Here is a 16,870-nt window from a genome sequence, read left to right on the forward strand (position 1 = left end):
GGGAGGAAGGCCGTATGATCTGTAGCGTAATCAGGGTGGAGCTGGGGGGAATCGAACCCCCGTCCGCTGGGTGAGACCTGTCTGCGATACGACCATTCCCGGTGTGTGGCGTCGATGGCAGCCGCGCCGCCGGGTCGGGCGGCCCCCGCTAGGGGGCCCGCCACCGGGTCTGTTCCCCGGAGCCAGCGGTCTTTCCCGCCGTCAGTGGTCTTTCCCTACTGTCTCCACCGCTTCTGTTGCCGGGCTGCGGTGGACCGGCCCCGCGTGCCGTTACCGGTCGCGGTTCTTCTCTAGGCCAGAAAGATCAGGCTGCGAGAAGTTCACGGTCGTTGCCGTTTAGTTGGTTGCCCCGTTTTGCGAGTCTGAGCAACTCGGGTCGCACAGCGCAGCCCCCGGTCCCAACGTCGAAACCGATCAGCCCCGTGTGCACAGTTGTCAAGGTGCCCCGCCATGATACCGGCTCACTCCGACAGCGATATCCCGGATTTGGCGGTGCGGCCCATCTCGTTGCGGGCTTCGCGGCGGGCGTCTTGTTCGGCGATGGCTTGGCGCTTGTCAGCTCGCCGGCGGCCCCGGGCCAGACCGATCTGCACCTTGGCCCGGCCTTGCTTGAAGTAGAGGGACAGAGGCACGAGGGTAAGGCGGTCTTGCTCTAGGCGGGCCTTGATGCGGTTGAGCTCGCCTCGGTGCAAGAGCAGCTTCTTGGGGCGGTCGGGGTCGTGGCCACCGGCGCCTCCGGCGTGGGAGTAAGGGGCGATGTGCAGCGACTGGAGCCACAGCTCGCCATCGGCCATGCGGGCGTACGACTCGGTGAGGGTCACGTTGGATTCCCGCAGCGACTTCACTTCCGATCCCACCAACACCAGGCCGGCCTCGTATTCGTCGAGGATCTCGTAGTCCCTCCGGGCGCGGCGATTGGTAGCCACCACCTTGGTGCGCTCCTGCTCGCTATTCGTCCCCGGCTTCGGTCCGGCCATTGGCTCACGGTACCCGGGCGGCAAGGGCAGGACAGCGGCAATTGAGCGGTACCCTGGTGGGCGTGGCCAACCCGGAAGACACGCCGACAGACGATGCAGTCGGCGATCTCGGTGGCCAAAATCCGTGGGAGGGCTTCCGGTCGGGGTTCGTGACGCTGTTGGGCCGGCCCAACTCGGGCAAGTCCACCCTGATCAACGCCATCGTGGGCACCAAGGTGGCCATCGTCTCCGACAAGGCCCAGACCACCCGCCACGCGGTGCGCGGCGTGCTGCACCGCGAGGAAGTGCAGGTGGTGTTCGTGGATACCCCTGGCATCCACAAGCCCCGCACCGCGCTGGGGGAGCGGCTGAACGCCACCGCGGCCGACGCGGCCGACGATGTGGACGTGGTGTGCTTGTGCATCGACGCCACCCGGCCGCTGGGGCGGGGCGACCGGTTCATCGCCGAGCGTTTGGGTCCCGACTCCATCGTGGTGGTGACGAAGATCGACGCCGCCCCCCGCTCCAAGGTGGTGGCCCAGTTGGCCGCTGCCGGCGATCTGGGGTTCGCCGAGTATTTCCCCACCTCGGCCCGCACCGGAAAGGGGGTGGATGCCCTGGTGGAACGGTTGTGCGAGCTCATGCCGCCCGGCCCGCCGCTATATCCCCCCGACATGGTTCGCGACATGCCCGAGGCCCGCTGGGTGGCCGAGTTGGTGCGCGAGCAGCTACTGGCCGTAACCCGAGAGGAGTTGCCCCACTCGATCACCGTGGCGGTGACCGAATGGGAGTGGCCCCGCATCAAGGTGGAGATCCTGGTGGAGCGGGAGTCGCAGAAGCCCATGGTGATCGGCAAAAAAGGCACAGTGCTCAAGAAGGTGGGCACGGCGGCCCGGGTCCAGCTCCCCAAGGGCGTGTTCTTGGAGCTGCACGTAGGAGTGGAGAAGAACTGGCAGCGCCGCCCCGAGATGCTCGACCGCTTCGGCTACGGGCCGGGCTCCATGGCCAGTCCCGATCTCTAGGCCCAGACCTGTAGATCAGACCCCGTCGCGAATAGACCGCAGCAGGACTTCGGCCTGGTCGCGCTCGGCGGTGCGGGGGAACGGGGGTAGGGCCTCTACCAGCGTCCAGCGGTAGCCGGCTCGGGCCATCCGAGAGTCCAGCACCGCCACCACGCCCCGGTCGTCGCCCCGTCGGATGAGCCGACCGGCGCCCTGGGCCAGCCGGGTGGCGGCCCGGGGCAGGTCTACCAGGCGGAAGGCCTCCTTGCCGTAGCGCTCCCGCCGGGCTTCCAGCAGGGGGTCGTCGGGCCGGGGAAACGGCAGTCGGTCGATCACCACCAGCGACAGCGACTCTCCCGGTACGTCCACCCCCTGCCAAAAGCTCATGGTGGCAAAAAGGCAGCTCTCGGTCTCAGCGGCGAAGCGCCGCAACAGCTCGGGTTTGGGCAGGTCGCGCTGGGAGTAGATCTCGAAGTCGAGCTGCTCGCGCAGCACCTCGGCGGCCCGGTCCATGGCCCGGTAGCTGGTGAACAAGGCCAGGGTTCGGCCCCCGGCGGCCTCGATCAAGGCGGCCAGCTCCTGGTGGGCGGCGGGCTCGTAATCGGGACTGCGGGGCTCGGGGAGGTGCTTGGCGCAGTAGAGCAGTCCATTGGCCTCGTAGTCGAACGGGCTGCCCACGTCGATGGCGTCGTGGTCGTCGGGGTGCAGCCCCAGCACCTCGCCCAGGTTCATGGGGATAGTGGCGCTGGTCAGCACTGCGGTGGTGTGCTCCCACAAATACTCGGTTAGCAGTTCCCCCAGTTGGATGGGGGCGATTCGCCACGCTGGCGCGGTCTCAGTACCCGACACCCAGGCCACCTCGGCGGGCGTGGCCTCCACCGCCCGGGCCAGGTCTTCGGCTAGGGCACCGGCGGACAGCATGGCCCGCAGCTTGCGGGGGCCGACGTCGCCGGGAGCGTCATCGGGCACTCCCCGCAGCTCGACAAGGGCTTGCTCCACCCGGCCCCGGGCCAAAACGGCCATACGCTGGAGCTCGTCGGGCAACGGAGCCGGCAGCGGCTTGTCCCGGAACGGGGCCAGAGCCTCCCGCAGCAGCGCACCGGCGTCTTCCAGATCGTCCGCTGCGCCCGATTCGGCCACCACCGCTCGGACGCGGCGGGCCAGTTCGTCGAACCGCCCTCCGGTCAGTGACAGCCCCGCGGTATCGGACACGATGTCTTCCAGGCCGTGGGCCTCGTCGATGACCACCGTGTCGTGCTCAGGCAGAAGCGGGGCGTCGCTGAACAGGTGCAGGCAGTAGAGGTGGGTGTTAACCACCACGACCTCGGCGGCATCGGCCCGGTGGCGGGCTTTCTCCGCGAAGCAGGCCGCACCCGACGGGCAGCGCTGCGCCCCTGGACATTCCCGGCCCGACACGCTGAGCGCATCCCAGGCCGCGGGGGAGGGCTCGAAGTCCAGCTCGGCCCGGTCGCCGGTGTCGGTGTGCCCAGCCCACGCCGCCAGCCGCTTGATCTCGGCCTTGGGGCCGTCGGCGATTTCCAGGCTCAACTGGTCGTCGGCGAGATGCTCCTCCAACCGCTGGAGGCACAGATAGTTGGACCGGCCCTTGAGCACGGCGAAACGCACCGGACGCCCCAGGGCCTCGGCCAGTTGGGGGAGGTCTTTGTTCACTAGCTGGTCTTGGAGGGTCTTGGTGGCGGTGGCCACCACCGAGGGGCCTTCACTCAGAACCAGTGGCACCAGATAGGCCAGCGACTTTCCGGTACCGGTGCCGGCGGCCACCACCAGATGCCGCCCCGACTCCATCGCATCAGCCACCGCCTCACACATGGCCCGCTGCCCCGGTCGCCGCTCGCCGCCGCCGTCCAATGTCGAAACGACCGCCTCCAAAGCCTCGTCGACAGCGGCGATTTCGGGCATCACCCCGACGCTAGTGGTGGCTGGTCGAAGAATTGGGGAGAAACCCGATTGGGAGGCTTCTCCCGCACACAATCGGGGCTCGCGGGGGAGTACCGTGCAGGTGTGGACTTGTCGGGTCATGGCCTGGATCTGAATCGAATCCCCCGCCATGTCGGATGCGTGATGGACGGCAACGGGCGCTGGGCCGAGCAGCGGGGGATGGCGCGCACCGAGGGTCATGAGCAGGGCGAGCACGCGCTGTTCGACGTGATCGAGGGGGCGCTGGAGCTGGGCATCGAGTGGCTCACGGTGTACGCCTTCTCCACTGAGAACTGGAACCGGCCCGACGACGAGGTGCGGTTCTTGCTGAACTTCAACCGCACCATCTTGCGGCGGCGCTGTGACGAGCTCAACGAGATGGGAGTGCGGATCCGCTTCATCGGCCGGCGCGATTGGCGAGTGCCCAAAGGCCTGATCAAGGAGATGGACGAGGCCATCGAGCTCACCCAGCACAACACGCGGATGACGCTGGCGGTGGCCTTCAACTACGGAGGTCGTGCTGAGATCGTGGACGCGGTAAAGCGCATCGCGGCCCAGCGGACCCCGTCTCGCATGATCAACGAGCGGACCATCGCTCGCCACCTCTACGACCAGGAGATGCCCGAGCCCGACCTCATCATTCGCACCTCGGGGGAATACCGCATCTCCAATTTCTTGTTGTGGGAGCTGGCCTACTCCGAACTGGTGTTCAGCGATGTGCTGTGGCCCGACTTCACCCGCCACGACCTGTTCGCCGCCATAGCCGAGTACCAGCACCGCCACCGCCGCTTCGGCCGAGTCAGATAACGGGCGCACCATGAGCCACTCCCGGTTCGAGGAGTGAGAGGCTTGGTCCGGTGAGCCTCTACCGGGACCAGGGGATCGTTCTTCGCACCTACAAGTTGGGCGAGGCCGATCGCATCGTGGTGTTCTGCACTCGGGGGCACGGCAAGGTAAGGGCGGTGGCCAAAGGCGTCCGCAAAACCCGCAGCCGGTTCGGGGGGCGGTTGGAGCCCACTAGCCATGTGCAACTCCAGCTCCACCGGGGGCGAAGCGAACTCGACATAGTTACCCAGGTCGAGTCGGTGGACCAGTTCCGGGAGGTGCGGGAGGATTTGGGCCGGCTGGGCAAGGCCATGGCCATGCTGGAGGCGGTCGACCGGGTGGGCGTGGACCGGGAGTCAGACGGCGCGCTCTACCGGATGCTGCTGGGCGGACTCCGGGCGCTGGACGCGGGCGACTCGGCGCTGGTGGTGCCCGCCTTCTATCTCAAGCTCCTGGTCCACGACGGTGTCGGACCCGAAGTAGGGGAGTGCGCATCGTGCGGAGCTGATGGCGATCTTTCAGCCTTCGACTACGGCAGCGGCGGCGCGCTGTGCCGCAACTGCCGCCGAGGAACCCCCCTGTCGCCCGGCGCCCTAGACCTGATGCGAATGGTGCTCGGCGGCAGCCTCAGCGCCGCCCTAGCTCTACCCCCCTCACCCGCCACCAGCGAAGTCGAGCACCTAGCCACCACCGCCATAGAACACCACCTGGAACGCTGCCTCCGCGCCGCCGGCGCCTACAGCTGAGAGTCTCGTCCGAAGTGTGCCCGCCGCTTTTCGGTGTCAGGCCTGTCACTGGGGGCCGGTAGCCTGCGGGCCATGAGTGGTGGCGACGTCGACCGAGGTGCGGGCGACGAGGTGATGGACAAGGTGGTGAACCTCTGCAAGCGGCGAGGGTTCGTGTACCAGTCGGCGGAGATCTACGGCGGATTCCGCAGCGCCTACGACTACGGCCCCTTGGGCGTGCTGCTGCTGCGCAACGTGAAGGACGCCTGGTGGCGGACCATGGTGCAGCTCCGCACCGATGTGGTGGGCCTGGACGCCTCCATCCTGTCGCCTCCCCAGGTGTGGGAGGCATCGGGTCACCTGACCAACTTCACTGATCCCTTGGTGGACTGTCGTAACTGTGGGGCGCGCCACCGCGAGGATCAGCTGGAGGACCCAGACACGTGCCCGAGTTGCGGCGCGAAGGGCCAGCTCACCGAGGCGCGGGAGTTCAATCTGATGTTCCAAACCCAGGCTGGGCCGGTGGCCGGGGCCGGCGCCGACGTGTACCTGCGGCCCGAGACGGCCCAGGGCATGTTCATCAACTTCGCCAACGTGCTGAACACCATGCGCAACAAACCGCCGTTCGGCATCGCCCAGATTGGCAAGTCGTTCCGCAACGAGATCACCCCGGGCAACTTCATCTTCCGCACCCGGGAGTTCGAGCAGATGGAGATGGAGTTCTTCGTGCCCCCCGACGAAGCCGCCATGTGGTTCGAATACTGGTGCAGCGCCCGGATGGACTGGTACACCGAACTGGGCATCCCCGCCGACAAGCTGCGGCTGCGGCCCCACGACGCCGACGAGCTGAGCCACTACTCAGCCGGCACTGCCGATGTGGAATACCTGTTTCCATGGGGCTGGGGTGAGCTGGAGGGTATCGCCAACCGCACCGACTACGACCTCACCCAGCACGCTGAGCACTCCGGCGTCGACCTGGACTACTACGACCAGCAGGCCGACGAGCGCTATCGGCCCCACGTGATCGAGCCGGCCGCGGGGGCCACCCGCACGATGATGGCGTTTCTGCTGGCCGCCTTCGACACCGAGGAGGTGCGGGGGGAGACCCGCACCGTGCTTCGGCTCCACCCCCGGCTGGCCCCCTACAAGGCGGCGGTGCTTCCTCTGTCGAAGAAGCCCGAGCTCCAAGCGGTGTCTGAGGAGGTACTGGGCCTGCTTCAGCCCCGCTGGATGACCGACTACGACGTGACCCAGTCGATCGGCCGCCGCTATCGCCGCCAGGATGAGATCGGCACTCCCTACTGCGTGACCGTGGACTTCGACACCCTGGAAGATCGGGCGGTTACGGTGCGCGACCGCGACACCATGGACCAAGACCGGGTGTCCATCGACGGGCTGGCCGAGCACTTGGACGCCAAGCTCGACTTGTGAGGGCGTCGGTGATCGGCCCGATCAGGTTGCTGCGGTGACCAGCCCGATCATTGCCGCGGTGCAGGCCGCCGAGCGGGGCGAGCTGGATCGGGCAGACGCAGTGCTGGCGGTGGCCCCCGACGACGTGGAAGACCTGCTCCACGCCAAGATGACCGACGGCCCGTCGGCCCCGGTGGCCGCTCACGGAGTGGCCGCCTCGCCAGGAGCGGCGTCGGGCCGGGTGTGCCTGACGGTAGACGCGGTGCTGGACGCCGACGACGAGGGCATACCTGCGGTGTTTGTGCGGCCGTTCACCACGCCGGCCGACGAGGTGGCCATGTCGGCCGCCGCGGCAATCATCACCGCGAAGGGGGGAATGGCTAGCCACGCGGCGGTGATCGCCCGAGGCTGGGGGATCCCCGCAGTGGTGGGAGTGGAGACCCTGGCGGTGGACGTCGCAGCCGGGGCAGCCCGGTTGGGCGAGGTGGAGTTGCACGACGGTGACCCCATCACGGTGGACGGCTCGGCAGGCACGATCATGCTGGGCGCGGCTGAGGTGGGCGAAGTGGAGATTCCCGACGAGCTGTTCACGCTGCTGGACTGGGCCGACGAGCTGCGGGGCGGGCGGCTGGCGGTGCGAGCCAACGCCGACGATGCCTTCTCGGCCCGGCTGGCCCGAGAGTTCGGAGCCACCGGGGTGGGGCTGTGCCGCACAGAGCACATGTTCCTGGGGGAGCGGCTGCCGCTCATCCAGCGGGCCATCACCGACGGCGGGCCGGCCGCGCTGGACGCGCTGGCCGAGGCCCAGGTGGAGGATCTGGTGGATCTCTTGGAGGTCATGGATGGTTTGCCGGTGACCGTCCGGCTGCTTGATCCGCCTCTGCACGAGTTCTTGCCCGACCATCCCGAACTGGTCGAGGAGAATCCCATGCTCGGCGTGCGGGGCGCCCGACTGGGGGTGCTGCGTCCCGGGCTGTATCGAGCCCAGGCCAAAGCGGTAGCCGAGGCTGCCTCTCGTCGGGTGTCGGCCGGAGGCGATCCACAGGTGCAGATCATGGTGCCGCTAGTGGTGGGCGGCCCGGAGTTGTCCCATGTGCGGGCTGCGGTAGCCGAAGAACTGGCTGGATTCGAGAGCCGCTTGGGGGGCCGAGCCATCCCGGTGGGGGCCATGATCGAAACCCCCCGCTCGGCGCTGGCCGCGGCCGAGATCGCCGCCTGCGCCGACTTCTTGTCGGTGGGCACCAACGATTTGACCCAGATGACCTTCGGATTCTGCCGCGATGACATCGAAGCCCGGATCATGCGTCCCTACATCGATCACGGCCTTCTGGCGGCCAACCCGTTCGAGACCCTGGACGAGACCGGGGTGGGCCGGCTGGTGGCCGACGCAGTTACCGGGGCCCACGCCGCCCGCCCCGGCATCGAGATCGGGGTGTGCGGCGAGCACGGCGGCGATCCCGCGTCGATTGCGTTCTGGGCCGCCGCGGGGGTGGACTATGTGTCCTGCTCCCCGCATCGGGTACCGGTGGCCCGTCTGGCGGCTGCCCAGGCGGTTGTGGCCTCGGAGTCCGGCTAGCGACTGCCCAAGCTGTCATCGGTTCGGCCTAATCTCCCTCTGTGGGCATCCACGACGAAGACGTGGCCCGGGTGAGAGAAGCGACGGACATCGTCGCGGTCATCAGCGAGTACGTACAGCTGAAGCGGGTTGGGCGCCGCTGGCAGGGACTGTGCCCGTTCCACGCGGAGAAGACCCCGTCGTTCTCGGTGAACGCGGAGATGGGCGTGTACCACTGCTTCGGCTGCAAGGCCAGCGGCGACGCCATCACCTTTGTCCGGGAGGTGGAGCACGCCGACTTTCCCGAGGCGGTCGAGCGGCTGGCCGGACGGTCGGGGATCGTGCTGCGCTACACCTCGCCCGGCGAGGGCGCCGACCGCCAGAAACGGGGCAAGCTCACCGAGGCCCTAGAGCAGGCAGTGGAGTGGTACCACCAGCGGCTGTTGACCTCCCCCGACGCCGGCCCGGCCCGGGGCTACCTCCGCGAAAGGGGCTACAACGGCGACGTGGTGCGTCAGTACAAGCTGGGATGGGCTCCCGACGAGTGGGGCGCGCTGGCCGGAGCCTTGAGGGTAGGTGCCAAGAACGGATTGTCACCTGAGGTCTTCTCTGAATCCGGGTTGGGACGTGGCAATGAGAGTGGGCGAACTTGGGACAGCTTTCGTGGGCGGCTGCTGTTTCCCATATTCGACCCCAGCGGCAAGCCGGTGGGGTTTGGGGGGCGCATCTTGCCCGGCGGGGAGGGCCCCAAGTACAAGAACTCGGTAGACAACGCCGTCTATCGAAAGTCCCGAGTTCTCTACGGCCTGAATTGGGCGAAGCAGGACATCGTGAATGCTGGGCAGGTGGTCATTTGTGAGGGCTACACCGACGTGATCGGCTTTGCCCAGGCTGGCATATCCTGGGCGGTAGCCACATGCGGAACAGCGGCTACCGAAGATCACATTCAGCTCTTGCAACGCTACGCCAAGCGTATTGTGCTGGCGTTTGATCCGGATACCGCCGGAGGCGATGCAGCCGAGCGCTTCTTGCAGTGGGAAGGGGAAATCGAAGTCAAAGTAGCCGTCTTTCCTGCTGGTACTGATCCTGGAGAGTTGGCGAAGACCGACCCGGAGGGGTTGGTAGTTGCTGTCGAAGAAGCAATGGCTTTTCCGCGGTTCCGCTATGAACGGGTCTTGTCCCAAGCTGACTTGGACTCCATCAGGGGTCGTTCTGTAGCGGCTAGGCGAGCTACCGAGGCTGTGGCTTCAATCAAGGATCCTTTGGTACGAGACCCGTACCTGTTGGAAATCGCTACTCGATGTCGTCAGGACGATCCGAACGCCGAAGAGCGCCTTCGCCGCATAGCCCAGGACTACCGTCCTCCTCCCTCTCGCAATGCTCGATCTTCAAGATCGAATTCAGAAGAAGAAGCCCCTCACCCGGCAGATACGGGCAATGTGTCTGGCAGTAGCGATGAGGATCATCACAACGAAATGGGCAGCCCCCCACCTAACAACGTGGAGCGCCAAGTGCTGTGGTTGGCGGCCAACGAACCTGGAGCGGTGTGGCCGGAAGTCGTGCCTGGGATGCTTCACTATCCGTTGTACAGAGACGCTTTCGAGGCAATGCTTGAGTACCCGGACATGGATACGCTGCTGGCCGAAGCCGCGTCGGGGCTAGTGGCCCTCATGCAGGAACTCTTGGTGGTAGAAGACGAGGACCTGCGGGCCAGCACCCACCGCCAGGAAGTGGTCATGGCCATCCTGTTGTATGAGTCGGCCCAGCGGGAACTGACCTATCTGGAGCGCCAAGCCCGCACCGGAGTCGTCGATGACGACCTGCTGCGCCGGGTGGCCAGCCTGAAGACGGCGATGGACAAGCTCCGGGAGTCGGAGTGGGAGGCCGAGCAGGCCCGCGCCCTGCTGGAGCTGCTGAGGCTAGGGGACGAGTCATAGGCTATTAGTGCTATTTCAATAATTGTCCATCATAGTCAGCGTATAAAACGAAATATGGCCGAACCAAAAGTGGTCCGGCCATATTCCATTACAAGAGCTAGGCTCCTGCGGTGGGCCTGCTCATGGCGAGGCGGCTCGGTCTTGACAGCCCACCGCGAGGGTTCGATTCCCTCCAGGTCCACACGAATCCTACCTGTGCGGCCACGGAGACCGCAACGAGCATCTGCTAGAAGTCTTCGTCGAAGGCCACGTCGCCCTCGACGCCTACCTGGTAGGAGGCCACGGTGCGCTCGAAGAAGTTGGTCAGCTCCTGCACGTCTTGGAGCTCCATGAACGAGAACGGGTTCTTCGAGCCGAACTGCTTGGGCAAGCCGAGCTGGGTGAGGCGCTGGTCGGCCACGAACTCCAGGTAGCGGCGGGTGTCGGCCACCGACATGCCGGGCACGCCCTGGCCCAGCAGGTCCTCGGCGAACTGGTACTCGCAGTCCACCGCCTCGCGGATCATGGTGGTGACCTGCTGGCTGAGCTCGGCGTCGAACAGCTCAGGCTCCTCGGCCCGAACCGTGTTCACCACCTCAAGGGCGAAGTTCATGTGGCAGCTTTCGTCGCGGAACACCCAGTTGGTGCCGGCGGCCAGCCCGTTCAACAGCCCCTTGGACCGCAGGAAGTACACATAGGCGAACGCGGCGAAGAAGAACAGCCCCTCGATGCAGGTGGCGAAGCAGATCAGGTTCAACAGGAACTGACGGCGCTGCTGGGGGGTGTCGCACTGGTCGATGTCGTCCATCGAGTTCATCCACCGGAAGCAGAACTCGGCCTTCTGGCGGATGGAGGGAATGTTGTCGATGGCCGCGAATGCGGCCTCCCGCTCGGCGAGGTCAGGGATGTAGTTGTCGAGCAGAGTCAGATAGAATTGGACGTGCAACGCCTCCTCATAGAGCTGCCGAGACAGATACATCCGGGCCTCGGGGGCGTTGACGTGCTGGTAGAGGTTCAGCACCAAGTTGTTGGCCACGATGGAGTCGCCGGTGGCGAAGAACGCCACCAGTCGGTTCACCAGGTGCTTCTCGGCGGGTAGAAGGGTGCGCTCCAAATCGACCAGGTCGTCGGAGAAGTCGATCTCGTCCACCGTCCAGGTGTTCTTGATGGCGTCGCGGTACATGTCGAAGAACTGCGGATAGCGCATGGGGCGCAGCGTCAGATTGAAGCCGGGATCGAGGATGCGTCCCTGGGCTGGTACGACCGCGGGTGCCGCCTCAGGCACCGGGCTGAGGCCCAGGTCTTTTTCGAGGAAGGGGGTTTCTGCCAGTGCCATCAGTCGCATGCCTCACACATCTCGGGGTTTTCCAATGAGCAGGCCACCGCCTCGGCGTCGGGGACCGGGGCGGCGGTCGCGCCATCGGGACCGCCGGTGGTGGTTTGGTTGATTCGGGTGGCGGGCCGGGATCTCAGGTAGTAGGTGGTCTTCAGCCCGGCCTTCCACGCGTGCAGATACATGGAGCTGAGCTTGCCGATGGTGGGCGACTCCATGAACAGGTTCAGCGACTGCGACTGGTCGATGAAGGCCCCTCGGTCGGCGGCCATGTCGATGAGGGAGCGCTGGGGGAGTTCCCAGGCGGTGCGGTACACCGCCTTGAGACCGTCGGGGATGCGCTCGATGTCGGCCACCGATCCCTCAGAGCGCTTCACATCGGCGATCATCTGGTCGTCCCACAAGCCCAATTCTTGGAGGTCATTCACCAGATAGCGGTTGATCTGCAAGAACTCGCCGGAGAGGGTCTCCCGCTTGAAGAGGTTGGACACCTGGGGCTCGATGCATTCGTAGCAGCCGGCGATGGAGGCGATGGTGGCGGTGGGGGCAATGGCGATGAGCAGGGAGTTGCGCAGACCGTGCTCGGCGATGCGGTCCCGAAGCGTCTGCCACCGGGCCGGATCGGAGCTGTCCTTACCCCACAGGTCGAACTGGAGGTGGCCATTGGCTGCCCGGGTCTCGGCGAACGCGGGATGGGGTCCATGCTTTTCGGCCAGCTCGGTGGAGGCCCACAGGGCGTTGAAGTAGATCTCCTCGGAGATGCGGGCCGACAGTTGGCGGGCCTCGTCGCTGTCGAAGGGCATGGCCAAGTGGAAGAACACGTCTTGGAGGCCCATCAGGCCCAGGCCCACCGGGCGCCACTTGGCGTTGGAGTTGGCCGCCTCGGTAGTGGGGTAGAAGTTGATGTCGATCACCCGGTCCAAGAAGGGCACCACGGTGCGGACCACATCGCCGAGCCGCTCGAAGTCCATCTTGCCGCTGTCGGTGTCGACGAACTCTCCCAGATTGACCGACCCCAGGTTGCACACCGCGGTCTCATCGTCGCTGGTGACCTCGATGATCTCGGTACACAGGTTGGACAGGTGTACGGTGCGGCCCTCTTGGCCGGTCTGGTTGCAGCGCAGGTTGGAGGCGTCTTTGAACGTCATCCACCCGTTGCCGGTTTGGGCCAGGCACCGCATCATGCGGCTGTAGAGCTGGCGAGCGGGGAGCTGGACCTCGTACAGCTTCTCGCGCTCAGCTTCCTCGTAGGCCTCGCGGAACTCATCGCCGTACAGGTCGGTGAAGTGGGGAACCTTCTTGGGATCGAACAGCGACCACTGCCAGTCTTTCTCCACCCGCTCCATGAACAGATCGGGAACCCAATTGGCCAGGTTGAGGTTGTGGGCCCGGCGGTTGTGGTCGCCGGTGTTCTCCTTGAGCTCCAAGAAGTCCTCGATGTCGGCGTGCCAGGACTCCAGGTAGACGCAGGCCGCGCCCTTGCGCTTGCCGCCCTGATTGACGGCGGCCACCGAGCTGTCCAGGGTCTTCAACCAAGGCACGATGCCGTTGGACAGGCCGTTGGTGCCCCGGATGAGCGAGCCCTTGGAGCGGATGCGGTGCCAGGCCACACCGATGCCGCCGGCGAACTTCGACAGCCGGGCGATGTCGGTGTAGCGCTGGTAGATGCCCTCGAGGCTGTCGGTGGGGGAGTCGAGCAGGTAGCACGACGACATCTGCGGGTGGGCGGTGCCTGAGTTGAACAGCGTGGGGCTCGACGGCAGATAGGCCAACGAGCTCATCAGGTCGTAGAAGGCGATCGCCTCATCGGCATCGGCGGAGAGGCCGCAGGCCACCCGCAAGAAGAAGTACTGCGGGGTCTCGATCACCTGGCGGGTGTCGGGGTGGCGCAGCAGGTAGCGGTCGTACACCGTGCGCAAGCCGAAGAATTCGAAGTTCCGATCGCGCAGCGAGCTGATGGAGGCGTTCAGCGCCGGGGCGTGTTTCTCGGCGAAATCGGCCGTCTCATCGCTGATCAAGCCCAGGCTGTGGCCGGTCTTGATCGACTCGGTGAACCAGGGGATGTTCTGGTTGCGGACCTCTTTGTCGATGCAGGTGGACAGGAGACGGGCGGCCAGCCTGGAGTAATTCGGCTCGGTAACGATCAACCCGGCCGCGGTGCGGATAGACAGCTCGTCGAGCTCTCGGGTGGTGGCTCCATCGGCCAGGGCGGAAATAGTCCGTGTAGCCACCCGCATCGGGTCGACTCCCACCAGTCCCTCGGCGCATCGGGCCACCGCGTTGACGATCTTGTTGACGTCTACCGGCTCTAACTCGCCGTTGCGCTTGCGGACCCGCATCCCGGTATCGCCGGCGGGATGCTCCCCGTTTTGGTCGGCATCGGCCCCATTGCTGCCTACTGCGGCCAGTGGCTCCTGTATGAGTGTCATCAGTCCCCCCTGAGAACGAGGCTTGGATGCTGCAAGCGCGAAGTTCCAAGATTGTAATTACCACGGGGTCATATATCAACAATGTCGTAATTACACCCTTGTGAGCAGGGGTTTTGTTTTGGGGTGGGCTTGTTGTCGTGATATTCGCGCGCGCGAACTAGGCCTCTCGGACGGTCAATTCAGTGGCTTTGAGGGCGGCCCAGCACCGCGAGCCACCCCTCAGTCCCAACTCGCCCACCGCCTGGGGTGTGACCCACGCCTGGCAGGGCACTGGGGCCCCCAGAAGCACCCTGACCCGGTCGCTCTCGGGCTGAATGCGGGCTACCTCGGCCTCCCAGGTGTTTCGGGCGCTGGTGTGGGGCTCGACCGTTGAAAGGGTGACGGCCGCGGGGGAGAAGGTGACCAGCACTGGCCCGGTCATAGGGGTGGCCGTGGTGAGGGTGAGCCCGCCTTCGAGAGCCACTTCGGTGCCCGCGGCAGTACCGGTGAGAAGGTTGATGTCGAGCAGCCCGGCGGTCCACGGAGTGCGGGGATCGGCGGCCACCTCCTCGGGGGTGCCGGTCTGCACGATCTCACCCTTTTCCATCACCAAGAGTTGGTCGGCCAACACCCTGGTTTCCACCGGATCGTGGGTGATCAGCACCCGGGTCGCCTCGATATCGGCTAGCAAGTGGCGCACGTCGGTGCGGGTTTCAGCGTCGAGGGAGGCCAGGGACTCGTCGAGGAGCAGGACGGCGGGCTCACAGGCGGCCGCCCGGGCCAAGCCCACCCGCTGGGCCTGCCCGCCTGAGAGCTGCGCGGGACGCAGTTCGGCCAGATCGGCCAGGCCAACCCTGCTGAGCCACTCTTCGGCGCGCTGGCGGGCCGGGCGAGCGGCCAGGCCCGCGCACCGAGGGCCGAACGCCACATTGTCCACCACGCTGAGGTGGGGAAACAGCAGGTTGTGCTGACTGTGAAGGGCGATGGGACGCCGGTCGGGGGGTGTCTGGATGCCTTGGGCAGGATCGTCGACCACCTCTCCGGCCAACACGATCCTGCCCTGCCGCGGCGGGATCAGCCCGGCCAGCGCGTGAACCAAGGTGGTCTTGCCCGCCCCGTTGGGGCCGACGATGGCGGTGCAGCTCCCGGTGGGAGCATCGAACGCGGCGTGAATGGAGAAGTCGCCGGTGGCGGCATGGATCTCAGCCTGGATGCTCATGATGGGGATGCTTCCGACGAGCTCTTCTGTTGAGTGGTGCGGGGGGCGATCCAACGGTGGCGCAGGCCGATGAGGATGACCAGCGACACCCCGATGAGCAGTACCGACATGGCGATGGCCGCCTCGGGCTGGCCGGCCTCGTTGGCCTGGGCGATGGCCAGGGGCAGTGTGCGGGTGCGGCCCGGGTGGTTGCCGGCGAAGGTGATGGTGGCCCCGAACTCGCCGAGGGCCCGGGCCCACGACAGGGTGGCCCCTGCGGCCAGCGACGGGGCCAGCAGCGGCAGCGTGATGCGGCGCAGCACGGTCCAGCGCCCGGCGCCCAGGGTGGAGGCGGCCGACTCCAAGCGGGGGTCGAGCTGGCGCAAGCCGGCCTCGGCGGTGATCACGAAGAACGGCATCGACACGAACGCGGCGGCTATCACCGCGCCGGCGGTGGTGCCGATGAGGGTGTCGACGCCAAACCAGTTTTGCAGCGCCCGGCCCACCAGCCCCTTTCGGCCGAGGGCGAAGAACAGGGCGATGCCGCCCACCACCGGGGGCAGCACCATGGGCAGCAGCACGACGGCCCGCACCAGCGCTCGGCCCCGGAACGTCAGCCGGGCCAACACCCAGGCCAATGGCAGCCCCAGCACCATCGAGACCGCCGCGGCCAGAAGCGACACCACCACCGACACCCGGAGGGCCTCCAGGGTGGCCGTCTCGCCCAGCCTGGTGCCCAGTGTTGACCATGGCGTTCGCTGCAAGAGGCCCACCAGGGGTAGTGCCAAGACTGCTACCGCGATGATGGCGGCCACAAGGACCGCGATAGGCGGCCTTCGATTGGGCTCCTTGGGGGTGGCACGGTCGGTCATGGGAAATCGAATCCGTGACTCCAGAGGATGCTCTGGCCGTCAGGACCGAGGATGAAATCCACAAAGTCGGCGGCAACGGCCCGATCGCTGACCGCTACCACTGGGTAGTCGTTGACCCTGATCTGGGGGCCGAGGGGCACTGCGGCCACTTTGTTGCCTCCGGCCGCCACGTCGGTGGCATACACCAGCCCGGCGTCAGCCTCTCCCAGCATCACCTTGGTGAGCACGGCCCGCACGCTTGTCTCCTCGGTGTCGGGGTTGGCGGTTACCCCGGAGTCGGCCAGCACAGCCTGGGCGAGGGCGCCGCAGGGCACCTCGGGGGCGCACATCGCCAGCACCAAACTGTCATCTGACAGGTCTTCCAATTCGGTGACATCGCCGGGGTTGTCCACTGGCACAACCAAGGCCAGTCGATTGCGGGCGAATAAAACGGGGAGTGAGGCGGTGCGCCCTTCGGCCACAACCCGGCTCATGCTGGCGCGGTTGGCCGATGCGAACACGTCAGCCCGGGCGCCGGCGCTGATTTGGGCGGCCAGCCGAGCGCTGCCCGCGAAGTTGAGCTTCACGTCGACATCTGGGTTGGCGGCCTCGTATTCGGCGGCCAAGTCCTCGAACGCCTCCGACAGCGACGCTGCCGCGTACACCGTCACCGCGGTCTTGCCTTCACCCCCGCATCCTGTCACCAACCAGGCAAGAACCCCGGCCAAAACACCGAGGCCCAATCTGTTCATCT

General features: G+C 66.3%; 13 protein-coding genes and 1 other RNA gene. 6 read left to right on the top strand and 8 right to left on the bottom strand.

Going from position 1 to position 16,870, the window contains the following annotated elements:
- Positions 1 to 33 precede the first annotated feature (33 nt).
- Positions 34 to 422, bottom strand: a transfer-messenger RNA (tmRNA) gene (gene ssrA / locus ACOQPI_RS08715).
- A 39-nt stretch (positions 423 to 461) separates the two neighbouring features.
- On the bottom strand, positions 462 to 977 hold the full coding sequence (gene smpB, locus ACOQPI_RS08720; protein ID WP_420619266.1) for an SsrA-binding protein SmpB: 516 nt from the start codon (positions 975 to 977) through the stop codon (positions 462 to 464).
- Positions 978 to 1,018: 41 nt separating this feature from the next.
- Between smpB and era the strand changes: the two genes are divergently transcribed.
- Positions 1,019 to 1,978 carry a GTPase Era gene (gene era, locus ACOQPI_RS08725; protein ID WP_420619267.1) on the top strand — a complete coding sequence of 320 codons (960 nt, stop codon included), beginning with the start codon at positions 1,019 to 1,021 and terminating at the stop codon, positions 1,976 to 1,978.
- A 15-nt stretch (positions 1,979 to 1,993) separates the two neighbouring features.
- On the opposite strand, the gene ACOQPI_RS08730 is transcribed toward era, so the two are convergent.
- A complete protein-coding gene (locus tag ACOQPI_RS08730; RefSeq protein ID WP_420619268.1) occupies positions 1,994 to 3,877 on the bottom strand; it encodes an ATP-dependent DNA helicase in 1,884 nt (627 codons plus the stop codon).
- A gap of 102 nt (positions 3,878 to 3,979) precedes the next feature.
- Here ACOQPI_RS08730 and uppS point away from each other — a divergent pair, with 102 nt between their 5' ends.
- The 5 genes from uppS to dnaG all read left to right on the top strand — a co-directional run bounded on the left by uppS (position 3,980) and on the right by dnaG (position 10,347).
- Positions 3,980 to 4,702 carry a polyprenyl diphosphate synthase gene (gene uppS, locus ACOQPI_RS08735; protein WP_420619269.1) on the top strand — a complete coding sequence of 241 codons (723 nt, stop codon included), beginning with the start codon at positions 3,980 to 3,982 and terminating at the stop codon, positions 4,700 to 4,702.
- Positions 4,703 to 4,752: 50 nt separating this feature from the next.
- On the top strand, positions 4,753 to 5,466 hold the full coding sequence (recO, locus tag ACOQPI_RS08740; RefSeq protein WP_420619270.1) for a DNA repair protein RecO: 714 nt from the start codon (positions 4,753 to 4,755) through the stop codon (positions 5,464 to 5,466).
- 72 nt (positions 5,467 to 5,538) lie between these two features.
- Positions 5,539 to 6,876 (top strand): glycine--tRNA ligase, encoded by a 1,338-nt coding sequence (locus ACOQPI_RS08745; RefSeq protein WP_420619271.1) that lies wholly within the window; start codon positions 5,539 to 5,541, stop codon positions 6,874 to 6,876.
- 34 nt (positions 6,877 to 6,910) lie between these two features.
- The gene (locus ACOQPI_RS08750; RefSeq protein ID WP_420619272.1) at positions 6,911 to 8,431 is read left to right on the top strand and encodes a putative PEP-binding protein; all 1,521 of its coding nucleotides are present in this window, start codon (positions 6,911 to 6,913) and stop codon (positions 8,429 to 8,431) included.
- A 41-nt stretch (positions 8,432 to 8,472) separates the two neighbouring features.
- Positions 8,473 to 10,347, top strand: coding sequence for a DNA primase (gene dnaG / locus ACOQPI_RS08755; protein ID WP_420619273.1), 1,875 nt, complete (start codon positions 8,473 to 8,475; stop codon positions 10,345 to 10,347).
- Positions 10,348 to 10,573: 226 nt separating this feature from the next.
- Here dnaG and ACOQPI_RS08760 read toward each other — a convergent pair whose 3' ends face one another.
- The 5 genes from ACOQPI_RS08760 to modA form a co-directional block, all read right to left on the bottom strand.
- Positions 10,574 to 11,533, bottom strand: coding sequence for a ribonucleotide-diphosphate reductase subunit beta (locus ACOQPI_RS08760; protein WP_420621012.1), 960 nt, complete (start codon positions 11,531 to 11,533; stop codon positions 10,574 to 10,576).
- Between the two features lie 128 nt (positions 11,534 to 11,661).
- Positions 11,662 to 14,088: a ribonucleoside-diphosphate reductase subunit alpha gene (locus ACOQPI_RS08765; protein WP_420619274.1), complete on the bottom strand. Its 2,427-nt coding sequence runs from the start codon at positions 14,086 to 14,088 to the stop codon at positions 11,662 to 11,664.
- 157 nt (positions 14,089 to 14,245) lie between these two features.
- Positions 14,246 to 15,286, bottom strand: a complete 1,041-nt coding sequence (locus tag ACOQPI_RS08770; RefSeq protein WP_420619275.1) for a sulfate/molybdate ABC transporter ATP-binding protein — start codon at positions 15,284 to 15,286, stop codon at positions 14,246 to 14,248.
- Positions 15,283 to 16,137, bottom strand: coding sequence for a molybdate ABC transporter permease subunit (gene modB, locus ACOQPI_RS08775; protein WP_420619276.1), 855 nt, complete (start codon positions 16,135 to 16,137; stop codon positions 15,283 to 15,285). Before modB ends, ACOQPI_RS08770 begins: the two co-directional genes overlap by 4 nt.
- Positions 16,134 to 16,868 carry a molybdate ABC transporter substrate-binding protein gene (modA, locus tag ACOQPI_RS08780; RefSeq protein ID WP_420619277.1) on the bottom strand — a complete coding sequence of 245 codons (735 nt, stop codon included), beginning with the start codon at positions 16,866 to 16,868 and terminating at the stop codon, positions 16,134 to 16,136. The genes modB and modA overlap by 4 nt, the downstream gene beginning before the upstream one ends.
- Between the last annotated feature and the right edge of the window lie 2 nt (positions 16,869 to 16,870).

This window comes from Candidatus Poriferisocius sp. (assembly GCF_965219815.1).
In the GTDB taxonomy this organism is placed as follows: Bacteria; Actinomycetota; Acidimicrobiia; order Acidimicrobiales; family Bin134; genus Poriferisocius.